Genomic DNA, 17,648 nt, shown 5'->3' with positions numbered 1-17,648 from the left:
TCATAGATTACATAGTTATGCTACCTCTACCTTCAATTTCACCTTATGTGGTCTTAGACTTGGCCCCTTTAACTTGGTTTACATTAAGAAAGAGGAGCCGATATCGGCTCCTCTTTCTTAATCAAATATTTTTAGCATTCAAATTAAGACAGTTCCTCTGGACAATGCATATTCTTACTTTTTTCGTACTCTTGTAGAACAGCTTTTCCTAAGCCGTTAAAAATAAAATCAAATAAACAACAATTAACATCGTCTATAGATTTTTCTTTTACAGTCCAGCCCTTCAAAGGCAAAAATGCTACTACATAAGCTAATATACTGGCTAGCACTTCTAAATCACCATTGATTGGTATTTCCTTATTTAGGTCTATTAACAATTGATGATAATTATCAATTGTATCTTCCTGCTCCATATTTAAAACATCTTTTAAATACTCTTTTTTTAAATATTTTGTCTCTGTCGAAATTAATTGTATAATTTTTTTATTCTCACTGACAAAAAACATATTAGCTACTAGATACTTGATAAGTCTCTCCATTGGCGTAGCATACTGTTCAATATTTTGAGCTTTAACAAAGTCCGACCTAAGCTGGTGAAAGTATTGGTGCACCAAATACAATACGTCATCTTTAGAAGAAATATAGTGATAGAGCTGTCCCATAGACATGTTACATGACTCTGCGATCTCACGGATAGAAGTCGGATGAAATCCTTGTGTGTAAAAGAGCTTTAATGCACCTTCTACAATTTGTATATGTTTACTTTTTATCAATTCATCATCTTTAGCAGAAGAAATAGCATAATTTCCTTTTTTTTGTTTAGATTCATTACTGTCCGTTTAGGTTTCCTCCTATCAGTGATAATTTGAAAAAAATTACTTTGTTAAGTAATACTACTAAATAACATTTTTTTTGTCAAGCGGTTACTTGGATCTCAGGCAAACGTATGTTCTGCCACCAAATAGTTGTTAATAGTAGAGAATAATTGTGATATAATAAGAAGCAAAAATATGGAGGATATAGCACAGGTCTCTCGCTTAGCGGGCTGATCCTGAATAGAAAACTCGGGGGTATTTTTTTGCTGCTGATTTTACGTATTGGATTTCTGTTGATGATGCTCTTAATTTTTAACCACAGTGCGATCGCTATAGCGCAGATACCGTTGCGCGGTGTTGTCGAAGGTTATTACGGGAAGCCGTGGACACAGGAAGAACGTCTGAATCAGTTCTGTTTTTACGGTGAAAAAGGACTTAACGCCTATATTTATGCACCGAAAGATGATCCGTTGCATCGGGCTAACTGGCGTGAGCCATATCCTGATGAAAAGTTGAAAGAACTGAGCAAACTAATTGTTGTTGCCGAGAAGCACGGTGTAGAGTTCATTTTTGCGGTTTCACCCGGCCTTGATCTACATTTTGAGGCGGCTGCAGGTGAGAATGACCGCCAAGCAATGCTTCATAAACTTAGTACGCTTTACCAAGCCGGGGTGCGGCGTTTTGCTGTTTTCTTTGACGACATTGAGAATCGCAACGGCAAGGGCCAGGCTGCTTTTCTCAACTGGCTCAATGAACATTTGGTGCATCGCTATAATGGAATCAAGTCCTTGATTGTCGTGCCGACGGAATATTTTCTCGAAGATATGGTACAGCATAAAATGGTTAAACCCTATACTGTGGATTTTGCCACAGCGCTTGATAAAGATATTCTCGTGCTTTATACGGGACAAACCGTTGTTCCAGAAGGGATTTCTGTGCAGGATATGCAGATGGTATCAAAAATTTATGGGCGGAAAATAGGGGTATGGTGGAACTACCCTGTGTCAGATTATCTAAAGGAAAAACTTGCGCTAGGTCCGGTACATAACCTTGAAGGCAGTGCAGACATGGCAGCTTTTTTCATGAATCCCATGGAACATGCGGAACTTTCAAAGCTTACTCTGGCAACAGGAGCAGATTTTTCGAGAAATCCTTCGAAATACGATGAAGAGGCTTCCTGGCAGCAGGCTCTTCAGGAGCAATATGGAGACCAGGCAAGAAATATGGAACTTTTTGCAGAGCATTCGCAGCGCATGGAAAATGACTGGGCACATACAGGGCGGCAGGATGCTCCCTATATGCGGAAACAGATGAATATTCTATGGAAAAAAATAAAAATAAAAGGCAATGCGAAATTTGAGATTTCATGGCTTAAGAAGAGTTTTATTCATTTAGAAAAGGCATCTCAGGAATTACTTGAGGCACTCCCGCAGGAAAAACTTAATGAGTGTAAGCCGCAACTGCAGTTATTGGCGCTGACAGCAGTTGCAGATCACAAAGCCATTGCTATGATTGAAGCCGAGATGAATGAAGAGACGCAGCTTTCCCGGAAGTATTACCGTTTACTGCTGAGGGAACGTGCCAAGCTTATCGATAAAGAAAAAAATACAAAGATTTCCGAAAAAACGGCACGGGCTTTTGTTGACGAAGCAGCTTTATGGTATGAAAATAGGCATAAAAAAATGACGAGGACAAATGACAGTGTTAATCATATGAAACCTAGCCGTAAGCCCACTAGTAACAAATAACCACCTGGTGTACCATACCTCAGGTGGTTGCTTGATTGTGTTTATATTATCCTGATTGGTTTCTGTTCCGGAAGTGCGAATTTAAACTCAGGTTCCTTTTCACGCATCTTCCTGGCTTCTTCTCCAGTTTTTACTTCAAACCAAATACCTTCCGCCCTGCGTCCTGAGAAGGTTGGTCCAAAGCGAACAAAGATAGCATTGTCCCAGTCATAAACTTCTTGGAGTGAAGGTTCTAAAACCCGGAGTTTTAATTGCCCGTAGGAATACCTTGTATGCTCCAAAGATAGTAGTTTCATAAGTTCAGGAATTGTGTATTCCGTAATCCCATTAGCTTTTGAAGACCAAATGATATCAAAAACAGCTAATGTATGCTTGCCTCGATATTGAATTCCCTTTATCAACTGACACTCAAAATCATTAGGATCCATTGTTGCAATCAACTGCAAAATTCTATCGGTGAATTGAAAAGTTATCCTCTTCTCCGTATATTCGATACTTTGAAACCACTGTGTCCGGATTAACCTTTGACTATTTTTTTCGTATAGCCAAACTCCTTTTGTAGATACCTTTTCAAGCTCATTAACCAACGAAGCATACAAACGATTAGAATCGAGATCGCAAACTTTTAAAAAATCACTAATTGGCATCCCGCATTCCGTTTGGGTGGACTCACCTGTTCTAGATATCTGAAGTTGAGAGATAGCCGCAGTTAACATTTTTTGCTGAAGCTCAGTAAGTGGGTCACGACGTCCGATTACATTGCCCACGCTGATCGATTTATTAGGATTAGCTGTAAGTCCCTCAGGATGCAGTGCCACAGATACCAATTGTTCACTATCAAAAGCTTCGGAAACTTTTTTTATAACAATATCCAATTTTGCCACCTCACAGCATTATTATATAGTAGGGTATCCATCAATTGCAAGTCGCATCCACATCGCAATGGGTGAAAACATAATACCCATTATCAGCCAATAACAAAGAAATAACTTTACCAATTCCCGAAGCCGCTCCCGTAATAACAGCTACGCGTTTCTTATACTTCACATAATAAATCAGCCCGCTTAAGCTGCAAATTTTATTCACTTAATACCGCTGTCAATACGTCAGAAAGTATTGTGATCATCTCATCAACTTCCTGGGAAGTAACAATTAATGGCGGCATAAACCGTATGTAAGCAGGACGTGGCGAATTAATTAACAATCCTCTTTTTCGACATTCACTGACCACTTCGCTGCCTTTTTCTACCGGCAAGTCAAATGCAATCAAAAGTCCCTTGCCGCGAATATTGGTTACTTTAAATTTAGAGGCAAAGCTAGTTAACTGGTGCCGAATGTTTTCACCCTGTATTTCTGCATTTTTAGATAAATTTTTATCGATAATTTCATTCACAACTGCCATACCTACCGCCATCCCAAGCGGTTGACTGGAGTACGTTCCTCCTTGGTCGCCAGCATCAAATATATCAAACTTCTCCTTGGCCAATAACGCAGCTAAAGGATACCCGCCCCCGATACCTTTAGCTAAAGTCATTAGATCAGGTTCAATATCGTAATGTTCATAGGCAAAGAGTTTTCCTGTCCGCCCAATACCCGTCTGAACCTCATCAAATACTAATAAAATGTTTTTTTCATCACATAACTCACGCAATGATCGGATATAATTTTTTTCAAGTTCAAAAACTCCGCCCTCACCTTGCACAGGCTCCAACATAATTGCACAAGTGTTGACGCTGATTGCCTCCTGTATTGCAGTAAGGTCATTTTGCGGAACATGCTTGAACCCCTGAACCTTAGGTTCAAATAGGCTTTCCCATTTTTGTTTACCGGTAGCTGACATGGTTGCAAGTGTCCTTCCATGAAAGCTATCGATTGCTGTAATAATTTCATATGCCCCATTAAGATACTTTACACCATATTTCCGTGCTAATTTTATAGCACCCTCATTAGCTTCCGCGCCAGTACTGGCAAAAAATACTTTATCAAAACAGGATTTATCAGTAAGAAGTTTGGCAAATTTAATCATTGGCACATTATAAAAGGTTGGGCTGGCATTGATTAATTTTGCACTCTGTTGTGCAAGAGCTTTAGTTATAGCTTCTGGACAATGTCCCAAAGAGGTAACTGCCCAACCACCGATAAAGTCCAGATATTTTTTGCCATTTGTATCCCATAAGTACATTCCCTCACCTTTCTCCATGACAAGGTTAGGCCTATTGGCAGTAAATAAAATAGAATTATTTGCTTCCTTAAGCAGTGATTCTGTATCCTGTTTGCTTTCTTCTAAACTCATACATGTACTGCAAGTAGGACAAGCTGTATTTAGCTTAGGCTTATGAGCTCTAATAAACGCGCTTACCACTGCACCCTCTACTTGCGCTAACTCAGCTTTCGACAAGTGCGAAAACATTTCAATACCTATATCCATAACATCATAGACCCGCGTAACTTGGACTTCAATGTTTCCAAACCCAACATTCACTAACTTGTCCTGGTATTCAGTATCGCTAAGCGCCCCGGCTATGCAACCGGCCCAAGCAATTAAATCCTGCTGTACTTTCAGCGGCAATGCTTTTTTGAGTACAATATCTGACACTGCAAACCGTCCACCTGACTTCAAAACCCGGAAGCATTCTTTTAGCACCTTATCTTTATCGGCAGACAGATTAATAACACAATTTGAGATAATGACATCCACTGAGTTATCAGGCAAAGGAATGTCCTCAATATGTCCTTTTAAGAACTCTACATTTGCAATTCCTGATTTTTTCTGGTTTTGTCTGGCTTCTTCCAGCATCTCGTCAGTCATGTCTAAACCGTATGCCTTACCATGAGGTCCAACTCTCTTAGCAGAAAGCAAAACATCCAACCCGGCACCACTACCTAAATCCAATACTATTTCGTCAGGATAAAGTTCAGCCAGCGCAGTTGGGTTGCCGCACCCAAAAGAGGTTGCAACCATATCCTCAGGCAATCCCTGAACCTCTATCCCCGAGTATAGATTTCCAGTAATTTTTTGTGTTGCTTTACCTAGGCTAGTGTCGCAACAAGAACTTCCTTCACCGCAACAGCCTTTTCTTCCGGTAATAGCCTTGGCGTACTTCTTTCTTACTACCTCTCTAATTGTTTCACTCACAACTGCACCCTCCTTCTTTTCGTATAATTCCTGAGCAGATCTGGCGTTCAACAAAACTCATATTTGAGTCTTTTACTGCTTTGAGGATATAGGGTAAAGCTTCAATCACCAGCTCGCGCTTTTCTTCAGGAATCGAATTCAATATCCGTTCGTAATATTTTTTCATATTGCTATTGATTACTTCAACCATCTCATTTCCTTGGGCGGTTAACGTAATTTTCATGTATCGTCTATCCTCCTTATCGATGTTCCTGGCTACCAGTCCGGCATTAACAAGATTATCGACTGTACGACTCATGGTACTTTTATCAAGAGTAAGTAGTTCTGATAATTCAATTAATGACAAACCATTTGACCTGCCAATCTCCACCAAGGTGTGGCATTGTGCAATTGTAATCCCGCAACATGAGGCATCTGCCTTTTGTAACAAACCAGTTTTCCGCACACATGTCCTAACAACTTCCCGAAAAATATCGGCATCATTCGTATCTACCAAGATAACTACCTCTCTTCATTTTTTGTCTCTTCTAATATCAATCTTTATTTCGATGCTACTATTATTTGTTGACAGACAGTGGCAATAATTCCCCACACAAATCCTCCTTCATATTAAGTGTATACATTCTATATATTGCCAAGCAAATTGTAACATAAAACAGTTTGATATTGCAACTGTATTGAATTTATTGTTTATAACCCAAAACAGGCACCGTTTTTAAAACGATACCTGTTTGCATAATAAAATAATAACAATCAAACTTTTCTAGCGTTATTGAAAAATTACCCGGCCTTCATCCCCATCAACGGTAACAATTTGTCCATCTTGAATAGCCATCATAACACCTGGTACGTTAATTACTGTTGGGATTCCATATTCTCTAGCAATAATTGCTCCATGTGAAATATATCCTCCGGTTTCCATTATCACAGCACAAGCTTTCAAAAACAGAGGAGTCCAACCCGGATCGGTAGAAGGGGTCACCAGGACCTCGCCCGGCTGCAGCTTATTTCCCTCGCCAGGATGATTGATCAATCGGGCTGTACCAGTGGCTTTGCCGGCTGCCGCTCCCACGCCCTGCAAGTAATTACCTGAGGGAATGATAGCCGGCTGCGAGCGCGTTGCCTTATCACCCTGGATAATGTCCGGAGGGATGAGCAACTCATTGGCTTTATGAGTTGCTATGCGGTCTTGCACCAGGCTTTTAAGCCCCATCCCATTCCATTCTCCACCTACTATCGAGAATATCTCGGGCCAGGTGCAGAAGAAACTATCGGATGGTTCATCAATAAGGTTCCGTCTGGCAAAACGGTTGCCCAACTCCAGGGCTATAGAACGGTAGGGTTCCAAAGCCATGACCAAAACCGATTTAGCCATTTCCCGTAATCCGGCTCCCTGCTGGGCATCTGCAATTGTTTGGGCTCGCAAGTCGTCCAGATTGGCGGTGGACATCGTCGTCCTAATAATATCCAATAGGTAGGAAGGATCTTCCTGCCAGCGAGGGTTGATGACATCCAATTCAACAACTGTTACTTATAAAAGATAATTCAAATACTCAAACAAGCGGATTTAGGAACACCCCATAGGATAAGCCTGATACGGCTCCCTATGGGGTTATTATCGCTATTCTACAATATTTAATTGGAAGTGATGTGTACCTTGCTTGATAAGTTTGTTCCTTATCAAGGTACACATTATGCTTTACCTTATTCTTGCTGTTTAGGTCAAATTTCAATTGTGGTAACGCTACCTTATCGCAACTTCCTGGCCCGAGGGACTAACTGCTATGGCAATCCGGTTTAGCCCGCTTTGCCGGATTGCCTCCATGAGCTCTACCACCCGCCCGTGCTCGACGCTGCGATCGGCATTGATGATCACCGAGGTTTGCTTGTCGCTCTTACTCTGATTTACAAGCCGCAGCACAGCATCTGCAGGAGTAGCAATCTGTTCTTTATCGTAAAAAATATTGCCGTCTTTGGTCAGAGTTAGCGTAATCACTTGCTGCGGTTTATCTTGGTTTCCGGCTGCATGGGGCAGATTGACCGGCATACTGAACTGGTTGGTCATTGATAATGAGGCCAACATGAAGAAGACTAGGAGGAAAAACATGGTATCAATCATGGGAATAATCTCAATGCGCGCTTTCTTAAGCGGTTTTCGAGGTATCTTCATCTGCCGTCCTCCTTGCCGACGAGGTCAGAGCTATTTCCAGCCGAGTGGCGTAGTGTTCTATAGTGTCAGTTTCCCGTTCGATGCGCGAGAGAAAGTAGTTGTAAGGGATGAGAGAAATCACCGCCACGGTTATGCCTGTTGCGGTGGCAATCAGTGCCTCGGCCACCCCGCCGGTAACGGCGTGTGGTTGGCCCATTCCTGATAAGGCCATGATCTGAAAGGAATTGATCATGCCGATAATGGTGCCCAAGAGCCCGAGAAGTGGCGACAGTGTGACGATGGTGTCCAGCACCGGTAGGCCACGCCGCATGGTGGACAATTCGGCAATCCCCGCCGCTTCCATCGCTTTGGCTGGGCTGAGACGGTTATTTATTCCAACTGCCATTATTTTAAGGAGTGGTAAGGAAGATTTCCCGGCCAGATTCAGCGCTTCATTCCTGTGTTCGCTGCCTATCATATTCAGCACCTTTTCGGCAAGATTGGTATCACTCATGCGTCGAAAAAAGAAAAATCGCTCGATGATAACAGCTACCGCTGCCACAGAACAAACGGCTAGTGGAAGCATCATCCAGCCTCCTTTTAATAATTCGTACAAATTCATCATCCTCTCTTTTAGACCGAAATTACAGTAACTTATATTTCGACTTCCTTCTATTTCCCCTGGTTCTTCGCAGCTACCGGAACTTTTTTTTATTCAAATGGCTAGCTGTCTGAAATTTCTCCAGGTCCTGACGTTCAATACGCCATTTTGAATTCACACGATTTCTCAATTTAAATCCTTGTATTTCTCCTTCATTTAACCATTTAATTACAGTTACATATTCTACTTTCAAGATTTGCGCTGCTTCCTTCGGAGTCAATAATTCCATGTTTCACCTGCTTTCTGCTGGAAATTTTGCCAATATAGTATCCGGCATACTGTTTCTTCCTATGCCTCTCTAAGGGAGAACCGCACTCTTACGTCAAAAAAACTGGTAATAGGTATTCCGCACCTTTTCGCAGGCGAGAAGCGCCACTTTTGCACTGCCATCAGCGCTGCTTCATCGAATGACTCATAGCCGCTGCTTTCACGTACACTTACCCTAACCGCTGATCCGTCAGTGTCGATGAGGACGCGTACAAGAACAACTCCTTCTAAATTAGACTTTTTAGCACTCTGGGGATAGGAGGGCCTAGGAGTGTAAAGACAACTGGCGCCTGCCGACTCACCACCGCCTTGTTTATCACCTTGCCCTTCGCCCATGTTTCCACCGCCCTTTATATCACCTTGCCCTTCGTCCATATTGCCACCGCCCGTAACCGCAGTTTCAACTGTACCAGTTCCCTGGGACACCTTCTTAACCACCGAATTCTCACAAGATTCTCCGGGAATTGCTGCCGGCAGTGGATCGGTGCGCTTAGAGGCCTGTACAGACTTTGACGCCACCGGCTCTTGCTGAGATGATGTAGATGGGGTCGGCGCGAAAGTAGAAGATTGCTCCGGTGCCGGAGTATCATCGATTTCCGTTTTCCCGGTATCCAAAATGCTAGCAGGCATAATATCGACCCCGATACTGGCAATATCAACTGTTGGTGCATCCGGTTCAAACAACCCCAGCGTGAGTATGGCGCCAAGCAATGCGCCATGGAGAAATAATGAGATTCCTAATGGTTTCGTAAAAGGAGAATTATTTAAAAAACTCATTCTAGCCTCCACTACAATAATTTATTTTTTAGCACATATACTAAAACCGTCACCTATTTTGCTAAAATCCAGTCGGTGATCGTGAAACTGCATCAATGATGACTTGTGAGCTATGCTTATTATCGCTGTATCAGGCAGCCTGTCCATAAGAAGCCGGTAAAGTCTGGCCTCGCTTAATTCATCTAACGCCGAAGTCGCTTCATCAAGGAAAAGCCACTGCGGTTTAATCAACAGTGCACGCACAAAAGCCAGCCGTTGTTGCTCACCGGCGGAAAGCTGCTGATCCCATTGACATTCTTCATCCAATCTGCTGCACAGCCTTGACAAACCGCAGTCAGCTAACGTTTGACTGACAAACTCATTGCTGTAGACTTCTGCCGGCTCAGGATAAGTCACTGCCTGACGCAACGCACCAATAGGCAGATACGTTCGCTGGGGAAGATACAACATTCTGGTGCCGACCGGCAGCTTAATAGTACCACAGCAAAAAGGCCATAGCCCGTTGATGGCGCGAAAGAGGGTTGTTTTCCCACAGCCTGAAGGTCCGGTGACTAAAGTGCGGCTACGGGGTGGAAACTGCAGGGCAATATTTTGCAAAATCGCGGTATCATCAGGCTGGTAAAGGGAAAATTCCTCCAGATGAATATCATCTGCCGTTACCGCTTGCCGTGTTAAGCCCGGAGAAAGGGCTGCTGCTGCCTCCTGCAACGCTTGTTGAAAGCCGATAAGCCGGTCTATCGTGGCCTTCCATTTCGCCAGCGATTCATATCTGTATACAAACCAGGAAAATGAGCCTGCCACTTTGCCAAATGCATTTTTTGTCTGCATCATTTCACCAAGTTGTATCGCCCCGGTGAAGAATAGTGGCGCTATTACCAGATAAGGAACTATATCCGTAACCTTGGAATAGCCGAAGTGAAAGTACCCGAGTCGTTTTACCCGGTGGATGATATTGAACCAATTAGACGCTATCTTGCCGAAACATCGGCTCAGATTTTGCTGTTCCTGTTCTTCCCCCCGGGAAGCCGCGATTTCTTCGGCGTTTTCCCGCAGCCGGACCAACGCAAAGCGGTAATCGGCTTCGTATTGCTGCTGTTCTCGATCGAATGCGATGAGCGGCTTGCCAATTTGGTGATTTATCCAGGTCCCAACGATGGAATAGAACAGAACGACCCACAGAATAAAGCCGGGAATCTGAATCCCGCCGAATGTAACCAGGTTTGACATATTCCACAGAATGGCGGCGAACGCTCCTAAAGATCCCATGGTATAGATAAACCCGAAAACTATTTCAATCGTTTGGATCGGAAAATCGCGCAAGTCTTCGGCGATCCGCTGGTCGGGGTTGTCCGCACCAATGACGGCAAACCGCAGACGGTAGTAAGCCTGATCTTTGAGCCAGCAGCCGGCATAACGCTTAGACAGCCAGCGGCGCCAGCGAAGCTCCACAATCTGACGAAAATAAATCTCATAAGTCCTCATAAGCAGATAGATAACGCCGAGGATAAAATAGCGGATCAGTTGATGGATAAATTCCGCGTAATCAACATCTTGAAAGCTATTATAAAAAAGTCTCTGCCAGTCATTATATACTACGGACCAGTAAATCTCGGCGATGTTCAAAGCCAGAACACCGCCGAGCAATGCTCCGGAAACCCAGCGTTCTTCCGACCGCCAGTAAGGAATCAGGAGTGTCCATAGATTACGGGAAAAAGTTAGTATTTTAGCGATCACAATTCGTTTCCTACTCCTTTAATACGGCAATGTTATCTACTGAAAAGTCCGCTCAACACACAGGACACAGTTCCGCGGTGTACCTGCTTGAACATAGTTTGTGCCACCATAGGCCCAGTACTTTCTGTTTTTTCTACAATATCCTTAGCGGAAAGTCCACTCAGCACGTAAAATAAAGTTTCTTGGATTACCGGCCTTGAAATAGCTGCCATTGCCATATTGCCAATACTTTTTGTTAGTCAAATTATATATGTTGAGTGAGTAACGACAATCACTACTTGGCTTATAATAAATAACCCCATCAATTGTATTATAACCTGTCAAATAGCCCCAATTTTTTACATTATAATCAAGCGCACGCGTGCCAACATGAGTTAGTCCGCCGCCAAAGCCCCAGCCCTTCCAGTGACCATCCTGTACTTCATAAGTAGTCCACAATTTCAGGGTATGCTTTGGTATATACGGAATCGGCGAACCGCTTGCATAATAATCATCAGTTACAACTCTGCCATTGCAATATGAATAAGACAGCAAGAGATTCCACCATGGGCGAATAGCGTAGGTAGCATCAAGCTCCATTCCTTTGCTGGTTATCTTACCAATCTGGACATATGTCTTAGGATCGGTGTCAAGACCAAAAGTCATATTACCACGGTTGATGCGGTAAGTTGACAACGTAACACTAGCCCGGTTGCTCATGTCGACCTTAACGCCGCCCTCAACCTGATCACCGCTTTCCGGGGTAAAATAGAAGGTTTGACCAGCGTCGTTAGTTTTTGGACTCTGCGGTTCATAGTAAGTAGAGCGACCGACAAACCAGGTAACCCCCGGCGAGGCTTCATAAGTGAACCCCAACCGCGAACTATGGCCTGAAATTTCGGGGTTCTGTTTGCTACTTAACTTTTGGCGGGTCCAACTGCCCCCGGCGGTAAACTTAACTTTTGGGGAAAGTTCTACAATATCCGAGATATAAGTTCCTAAACGCTTCTCATTCACAGCGGAATTAGTATTACTCTTTTGAACATAGGGAGTGGGATAATCTTGGTCTTCTAACAAGGAAATAGACCCATACCCTGAACATGATTTAGACCAGGGATTATTCCAAGTACTGTACGCCCAGGTGTAGCCTACTGTTAAATCATGCTTTAAACCCCAAGCATCAAATTTACCGTTGGCATTTGTATCCCAGGATTTTGTATCGGACTCCCGCACGCCTTGTGTCCAGCCTACTGTTTGGGTAAGGTTAGTACGATTTACCGTTCTTGTACCCATTATCCGATCACGATAGGTTGACCGATCGCTGTAACCAATGGCGGAGTGAATCGTCCAGTCATCATTTAACTTGTAATCCACCCGCGCCTGAATGGTCCGGGCGATAAATTCAAATTTCCTGTATTTTGTATAATTTGCATCATAGGGAAGTAGCCAATAATATGTTGCCTTATTGTGAATTCCCGGCACAAAGCCGATGTCACCCGGATCCGCTCCGGTATGATGATGATAGCCCGCTTCGAAAGTGTATGTTAGGTCTTGCCTTGGCTGCCCTTGCACAATAAAGTCGCCGTCAAAGCGTTTATACCTAGTATCCCCCCATCTAAAATCCCCATAATCGGCATTTTGAATAATGGTGCGCGACAGCCACTTTTTGTCCTTAGTCAGCGGAATGGACATATCAATATCTATCGACCGGCCTTTCCAGGAAAGAAGATCAGTACCAATAGTATAAGACTCATAAGGCAGTGGCTTTTTGGTGACAAAGTTAATCAGCCCCCCTGGCGAGCCGTCTCCATATAGCACCCCCGACGGTCCTTTAAGAACTTCGATACGATCCAGATTGCCTGTCCATCTGGACATTACCGAGTACCTATCCGATAAGCCATTCACATAAAATGGAGCATTAAACCCGGAGCCAAAACCACGGATGGCATAGCGGTTTGAAGTATCCCAATAATCAAGGGAATCCAACCCCATAGCCACCCCAGCGATATTAGAAAGCGCCTGATCAATAGTCGTCACATGCTGCTCTTGCATGACTTTTTGCCCCACGCTGGCGATTGACTGCGGCAAATCCTTATTTTCCACATCGGATTTGCTGCCGGCGTAGCTGTGAGTTATCACGTAATCTTTGACGCCTTCAGCATCTTCCTGCTGCCCAATGGTCAGCTTTTGCTTCTCCTTATCCGCCTTAACTTCCACCTCAGCAATCGGTACGTTCCCATTCTGAGTTGCTTTGTCCGTTACGACCGGGTTATTTCCGGCTTTGGTCTCTGATTTTTGTTCAGATGCTTGTCCTTGTTCCTGATTTGATTGTTGCTCCGCCGCAACAGCCTGGTTTCCTTCTGCTTGCACGGAATCGCTGTTCTCCTCTGCAAGAGCCATTCCTGGCAGCCAGCAGGACATAGCAAGCGCCAGCGCCATGGCCCCTACCCGCTTTCGCATTATCTTTTTTGTCTTGTTCATCCCTCTCCACCATCTCCTATTATTTTTAGCCCGGACTAAGATGCCTCAGGCTTTTTAATTTATTGTCTACCTTACTTTTTTTACATAAACAAATACCCTTTTTTCAATTTCCCGGGCCACGGTTTTGGCCAATTCACCACCCATCGCCGCAATAGTGGCTGCGGCTTCCGGCACTTCGCCTTTCGTACGTTCAAACTCAAACGCGATATAATAGCCGCCGGGCTTAACCAAGGGGAGACATGACTCCACCAATTTGCTCAAATGAAAAGAAAGTCCGCGCGACAAGGCAACCTGATATTGTCCCTGGTGTTCCGGCATAGTTGCCGCATCCTCAACCCGGCAATGAATTGTTGTAACTTCGCTAAGCTTAAGTTGATCGATAACTTCCTGTCGAAAAGACAGCCGGCTATCTGAGGCGTCAAGCATGCAAAGCTTTATATCCGGTCGCAGTATTTTCAGCGGTATGCCGGGAAATCCCGCCCCGGAAGCAATATCAATAACCTTACCGCCGATAGGAAAGACCAACGGATCATAGCAGGAAAGACAATCAATAATGGTCCTTATTGTTATGTCGGCATCCCGAATATACTCCCGGGCTTTTAACATCTCGTAGTAACAATTTAAGTCTTCCAATTGTTTGCCGCTGAGTATTATGTTATTTTTTGCCGACATCGTAGTCAATTCCGCACTTAAAGTCATATATTTCATTCTCCCTCTGTTAATTTTTCAGCCGCAATTTTTTCGTTATTAATTTATAACCTTGTCCAGGTGATGCAATTAAAAAGTAATTGGATACATTTACAGCTCCACCATAATAATTAATCTGTAAGATTATCAGTGTCCGCAAAAACAAATCCGCGGCAAATTGAACATCGCGGCCAACCCGGCTACAGTTACACCGAAATAAATCACCGGTTTTCCTTGCTGAAGTTCATGATACGTGTCGTTAACCAGCACACTGCCGGTGCTGAGCACGATATCTGCCCAGCGGGCATGCTCCGCATTCAAGGCCGCATCGTAGATTCGCGTGCCGCATCGAATTTGGCCGATATTGTCCGGATTAAGATCACTTGCCCGTAGTTCAAATCCGGCCTCGTTCAAAGACTGGATCATGGCCGGCTGAAAACCGATAAAAGCGATTTTGGGGTTGCCATATTTTTCGCGAATATATTCCGGCAGTTTTTGGGCACATTGCGCAGGTTCTGCATCTTTGCAATGAATTGTCGCTTCCACCTGGTTTAAGCTGCGCATTAGGGCATTTAATGTCGCTACAAAAATCGCCCGGCGAAAATTCGTATCCAGTTTCAGATTTAGTACATTACCCAGCGTCCCTTCCCAGCGTCCCGGCTGATCGGTAAACGCCTGGCCGATTCCCTCGCCCAGACGCGATTCCAGCATAACTTCTTTCCCGTTAAGTAAAGGATAATCATCACGGTCAGGTTTACCGATCGCTTCTTCCGGGGTAAGGTCCCGCGCCGAAACAATTAAAACTTTTTCTTGTTCGCTCCAGCCGTTTTCCGCTGCAATCTTAGCAAGCCGCACTTGGGCCGTTTCCAATAATGACATTTGTTGCCATCTCCCTTTAGTTTATGGTAGTAAAACTTTTCTTTATATCATTTCGCTGTAATTATGATTTTCGAACGCAGTGGCTTCCAAAATGAACTATCGCCATCCGGAGCTACAAAAATTATCTGAATATTTACACCGGCTTTATCCCTTTTTTACATAGACAAATGTACGTTTTTCAAGTTCTTGCGTCACAGTTTTAACTAATTGTCCGCCCCCGGCGGCAACTTTTGCGGCTGCATCCGGCACTTCTTTGCGGCGCTCGACCTCAAACTGAATATAATGACCGTCCGGCTTGACCAATTGCAGACATAACTCAACCAATTTGCTGAGCGAAAAGGAAAGGCCACGCGATACGGCAACCTGATATTGTTCACGATGCTCTGGCATAAGTATGGCTTCCTCAACCGGAGCATGAACCAGTGTAACGTCAGATAACTTCAGTTGATCGACAACTTCCCGCCAAAATTCCAGCCGATAATCTGAGGCATCAAGCAAACAAAGCTTACTATCCGGCCGCAATATTTTTAGCGGTATGCCGGGAAATCCAGGTCCGGCAGCCACATCAATAACCCGGCAACCAACCGGAAACATCGTAACATCATAACAGGAAAGACAATCAATCATTGTACCTACCGTTATTTCGGCGTTTCGGATATAATCTCTGTCCCTCAGCATTTCATAGTAACAAGTCAATTTTTCTAACTGTTTATCACTAAGCTTAATGTTGTATTCTTCGGCCATAGTAGCCAATGCCGCATTAAAATCCATTGGTTCATTCCTCCTATCGCTAAATAAGACAATAGCCGGACCAACATGTGCCCTTTTGCGCACATGTTAGCCCGATATTCTTGTTCTTATAATGAATATGTATACTTACTACTCCGGTCAGGCAGGCATTCGGCCAAATTTCGTAAGCGCCGGACAAGTTCTTGTTGCTCCTCGACCGTTTCAACATAATTGCACAGACAAGACCGGGGATATTCGGCCGGTGTTGATCTCACCTTTTTTATATAAACAAGCGCCTGGCTGTTATCCTGATTGGTAAGCTGCACAGATTTGGTCTTGGCTAATTCTCCACCTAACATGACGATACGCGCGGCGGCTGCCGCGACTTGCTCCTGATAATTTTCACTTTTGAAGGCAATATAATAACCGCCGGGACAAACCAAGGGCAAACATAACTCCAGCAGAACAGTAAGCGAAGAGGGGATGCCACGTGAGAGTGCGACCTGGTATTGTTCCCGGTGTTCCCGGCATTGACCGGCATCCTCGGCCCAGGCATGAACCACCGTAACGCCCAGCAATCCCAGCCGGTCAACCACCTCCCGCAAAAGCGGCAACCGCTTGTTCGACCAATCAAGCAAGCAGATCTCGACATCAGGCCGCAATATTTTTAGCAACAGACCAGGAAACCCCGTTCCCGTTCCCACATCGACAATCCGGCAGCCAACAGGGAAGACCGCCGGATCATAACACGCAAGACAATCAATAATAATCCCGATAGTTGTGTCTGCGTTTTGAATGTAACCTCTGGCCTGCAAAATTTCATAGTAACAAGTCAACTCCTCCAATTGCTTATCACTAAGTTTGATATTATATTTCACAGCCATCGCAGCTAATTTTGCGCGAAAATCCATTTATTCCAGTCCTCCCATTGGCCTGCTTTGATAAACACTGACCGTCATTCCAACGTTTTGGTCTAATACATAAAGAAATTGCCATAAGCCATAAGGAATGGCGTGGCAATTTCAGAATTAAATAATGCAATATACACATAACCATACAATAGATGTTCTTGCACTTATCTCTAAAATTACATTCCTTTCCAAATGGGAGGTAAAGTAGTTTCCCGCTATACCCATTGGCTAGTTGCCATTCTTTTCAGTTTAGGCAATTTAGCTCGGAATTTTATATTCAATATATTTAATCTTACTTTGGGATTGTCATCATTTTTTGCTATTGCTTAATTACCCTAACTACAATCATGAAATCTGATCTAAGTCAAGCCGGGCGTTCAAACGAACGCCGGTTTGGCTTAAACCAAAAAACTATACGTAGATCTTAACCGACAACTTTAAATCCAAGTCCCTCTACCGTCTTTACATACTCAGCACGATCTGCGGAACCAGTTATAACCGCTTCCTTGTTTCCTAAATCAACAGTTACACCTGTAACTCCAGACAGATCTTTAAGTGCTTTTTCTACCTTGCCTTTACACATACCGCATGACATGCCTTCAATTTTTAAGACTGTTTGACTCATTTTCTCACCCCCTTTCCATTCTGTAAAATTTAGATATAACAAGTAGTTATTGCTAAGCTTTTTTATAAAA

Annotated in this window: 18 protein-coding genes and 1 riboswitch; of the genes, 1 reads left to right on the top strand and 17 read right to left on the bottom strand. The window is 43.8% G+C overall.

Annotated features, from left to right (window positions below; translation table 11 throughout):
- Nucleotides 1-143: 143 nt before the first annotated feature.
- Entirely contained in the window at nucleotides 144-773 is a 630-nt protein-coding gene (locus AC1ECB_RS26960; protein ID WP_485666623.1) for a TetR/AcrR family transcriptional regulator, read from the bottom strand.
- Nucleotides 774-1,078: 305 nt separating this feature from the next.
- Here AC1ECB_RS26960 and AC1ECB_RS26955 point away from each other — a divergent pair, with 305 nt between their 5' ends.
- The gene (locus AC1ECB_RS26955) at nucleotides 1,079-2,563 is read left to right on the top strand and encodes a protein O-GlcNAcase (protein ID WP_485666622.1); all 1,485 of its coding nucleotides are present in this window, start codon (nucleotides 1,079-1,081) and stop codon (nucleotides 2,561-2,563) included.
- A gap of 41 nt (nucleotides 2,564-2,604) precedes the next feature.
- On the opposite strand, the gene AC1ECB_RS26950 is transcribed toward AC1ECB_RS26955, so the two are convergent.
- The 16 genes from AC1ECB_RS26950 to AC1ECB_RS26875 all read right to left on the bottom strand — a co-directional run bounded on the left by AC1ECB_RS26950 (nucleotide 2,605) and on the right by AC1ECB_RS26875 (nucleotide 17,578).
- Nucleotides 2,605-3,438, bottom strand: a complete 834-nt coding sequence (locus AC1ECB_RS26950; RefSeq protein ID WP_485666621.1) for a replication initiation protein — start codon at nucleotides 3,436-3,438, stop codon at nucleotides 2,605-2,607.
- 40 nt (nucleotides 3,439-3,478) lie between these two features.
- Complete coding sequence (locus AC1ECB_RS26945) at nucleotides 3,479-3,610, bottom strand: hypothetical protein (protein WP_485666620.1); 132 nt, start codon at nucleotides 3,608-3,610, stop codon at nucleotides 3,479-3,481.
- A 31-nt stretch (nucleotides 3,611-3,641) separates the two neighbouring features.
- Nucleotides 3,642-5,699, bottom strand: a complete 2,058-nt coding sequence (locus AC1ECB_RS26940; RefSeq protein ID WP_485666619.1) for an acetylornithine/succinylornithine family transaminase — start codon at nucleotides 5,697-5,699, stop codon at nucleotides 3,642-3,644.
- On the bottom strand, nucleotides 5,692-6,195 hold the full coding sequence (locus tag AC1ECB_RS26935; RefSeq protein ID WP_485666618.1) for a MarR family winged helix-turn-helix transcriptional regulator: 504 nt from the start codon (nucleotides 6,193-6,195) through the stop codon (nucleotides 5,692-5,694). Before AC1ECB_RS26935 ends, AC1ECB_RS26940 begins: the two co-directional genes overlap by 8 nt.
- A gap of 273 nt (nucleotides 6,196-6,468) precedes the next feature.
- A complete protein-coding gene (locus AC1ECB_RS26930) occupies nucleotides 6,469-7,170 on the bottom strand; it encodes a PEP-utilizing enzyme (protein WP_485666617.1) in 702 nt (233 codons plus the stop codon).
- A 273-nt stretch (nucleotides 7,171-7,443) separates the two neighbouring features.
- Entirely contained in the window at nucleotides 7,444-7,869 is a 426-nt protein-coding gene (locus tag AC1ECB_RS26925) for an ExbD/TolR family protein (protein ID WP_485666616.1), read from the bottom strand.
- Nucleotides 7,844-8,464, bottom strand: coding sequence for a MotA/TolQ/ExbB proton channel family protein (locus AC1ECB_RS26920; protein WP_485666615.1), 621 nt, complete (start codon nucleotides 8,462-8,464; stop codon nucleotides 7,844-7,846). Before AC1ECB_RS26920 ends, AC1ECB_RS26925 begins: the two co-directional genes overlap by 26 nt.
- Nucleotides 8,465-8,543: 79 nt before the next feature.
- Nucleotides 8,544-8,738, bottom strand: coding sequence for a helix-turn-helix domain-containing protein (locus tag AC1ECB_RS26915; protein WP_021168839.1), 195 nt, complete (start codon nucleotides 8,736-8,738; stop codon nucleotides 8,544-8,546).
- Nucleotides 8,739-8,797: 59 nt separating this feature from the next.
- On the bottom strand, nucleotides 8,798-9,553 hold the full coding sequence (locus AC1ECB_RS26910; protein ID WP_485666614.1) for an energy transducer TonB: 756 nt from the start codon (nucleotides 9,551-9,553) through the stop codon (nucleotides 8,798-8,800).
- A 21-nt stretch (nucleotides 9,554-9,574) separates the two neighbouring features.
- On the bottom strand, nucleotides 9,575-11,287 hold the full coding sequence (locus tag AC1ECB_RS26905; protein WP_485666613.1) for an ABC transporter ATP-binding protein/permease: 1,713 nt from the start codon (nucleotides 11,285-11,287) through the stop codon (nucleotides 9,575-9,577).
- A 144-nt stretch (nucleotides 11,288-11,431) separates the two neighbouring features.
- Nucleotides 11,432-13,747: a TonB-dependent siderophore receptor gene (locus tag AC1ECB_RS26900; RefSeq protein ID WP_485666612.1), complete on the bottom strand. Its 2,316-nt coding sequence runs from the start codon at nucleotides 13,745-13,747 to the stop codon at nucleotides 11,432-11,434.
- 66 nt (nucleotides 13,748-13,813) lie between these two features.
- A complete protein-coding gene (locus AC1ECB_RS26895) occupies nucleotides 13,814-14,446 on the bottom strand; it encodes a 16S rRNA (guanine(527)-N(7))-methyltransferase RsmG (RefSeq protein WP_485666611.1) in 633 nt (210 codons plus the stop codon).
- Between the two features lie 135 nt (nucleotides 14,447-14,581).
- Nucleotides 14,582-15,313 carry a Rossmann-like domain-containing protein gene (locus AC1ECB_RS26890; protein ID WP_485666610.1) on the bottom strand — a complete coding sequence of 244 codons (732 nt, stop codon included), beginning with the start codon at nucleotides 15,311-15,313 and terminating at the stop codon, nucleotides 14,582-14,584.
- Between the two features lie 144 nt (nucleotides 15,314-15,457).
- Nucleotides 15,458-16,084 (bottom strand): 16S rRNA (guanine(527)-N(7))-methyltransferase RsmG, encoded by a 627-nt coding sequence (locus AC1ECB_RS26885; RefSeq protein ID WP_485666609.1) that lies wholly within the window; start codon nucleotides 16,082-16,084, stop codon nucleotides 15,458-15,460.
- A gap of 86 nt (nucleotides 16,085-16,170) precedes the next feature.
- Complete coding sequence (locus AC1ECB_RS26880) at nucleotides 16,171-16,953, bottom strand: 16S rRNA (guanine(527)-N(7))-methyltransferase RsmG (RefSeq protein WP_485666608.1); 783 nt, start codon at nucleotides 16,951-16,953, stop codon at nucleotides 16,171-16,173.
- Nucleotides 16,954-17,118: 165 nt separating this feature from the next.
- A riboswitch (molybdenum cofactor riboswitch) is annotated at nucleotides 17,119-17,234 on the bottom strand.
- 143 nt (nucleotides 17,235-17,377) lie between these two features.
- A complete protein-coding gene (locus tag AC1ECB_RS26875) occupies nucleotides 17,378-17,578 on the bottom strand; it encodes a heavy-metal-associated domain-containing protein (protein ID WP_021168830.1) in 201 nt (66 codons plus the stop codon).
- Nucleotides 17,579-17,648: the final 70 nt, after the last annotated feature.

The organism is Sporomusa sp. 246TCP1, from assembly GCF_057319775.1.
This window is presented reverse-complemented; position numbering and strand designations above follow the sequence as displayed.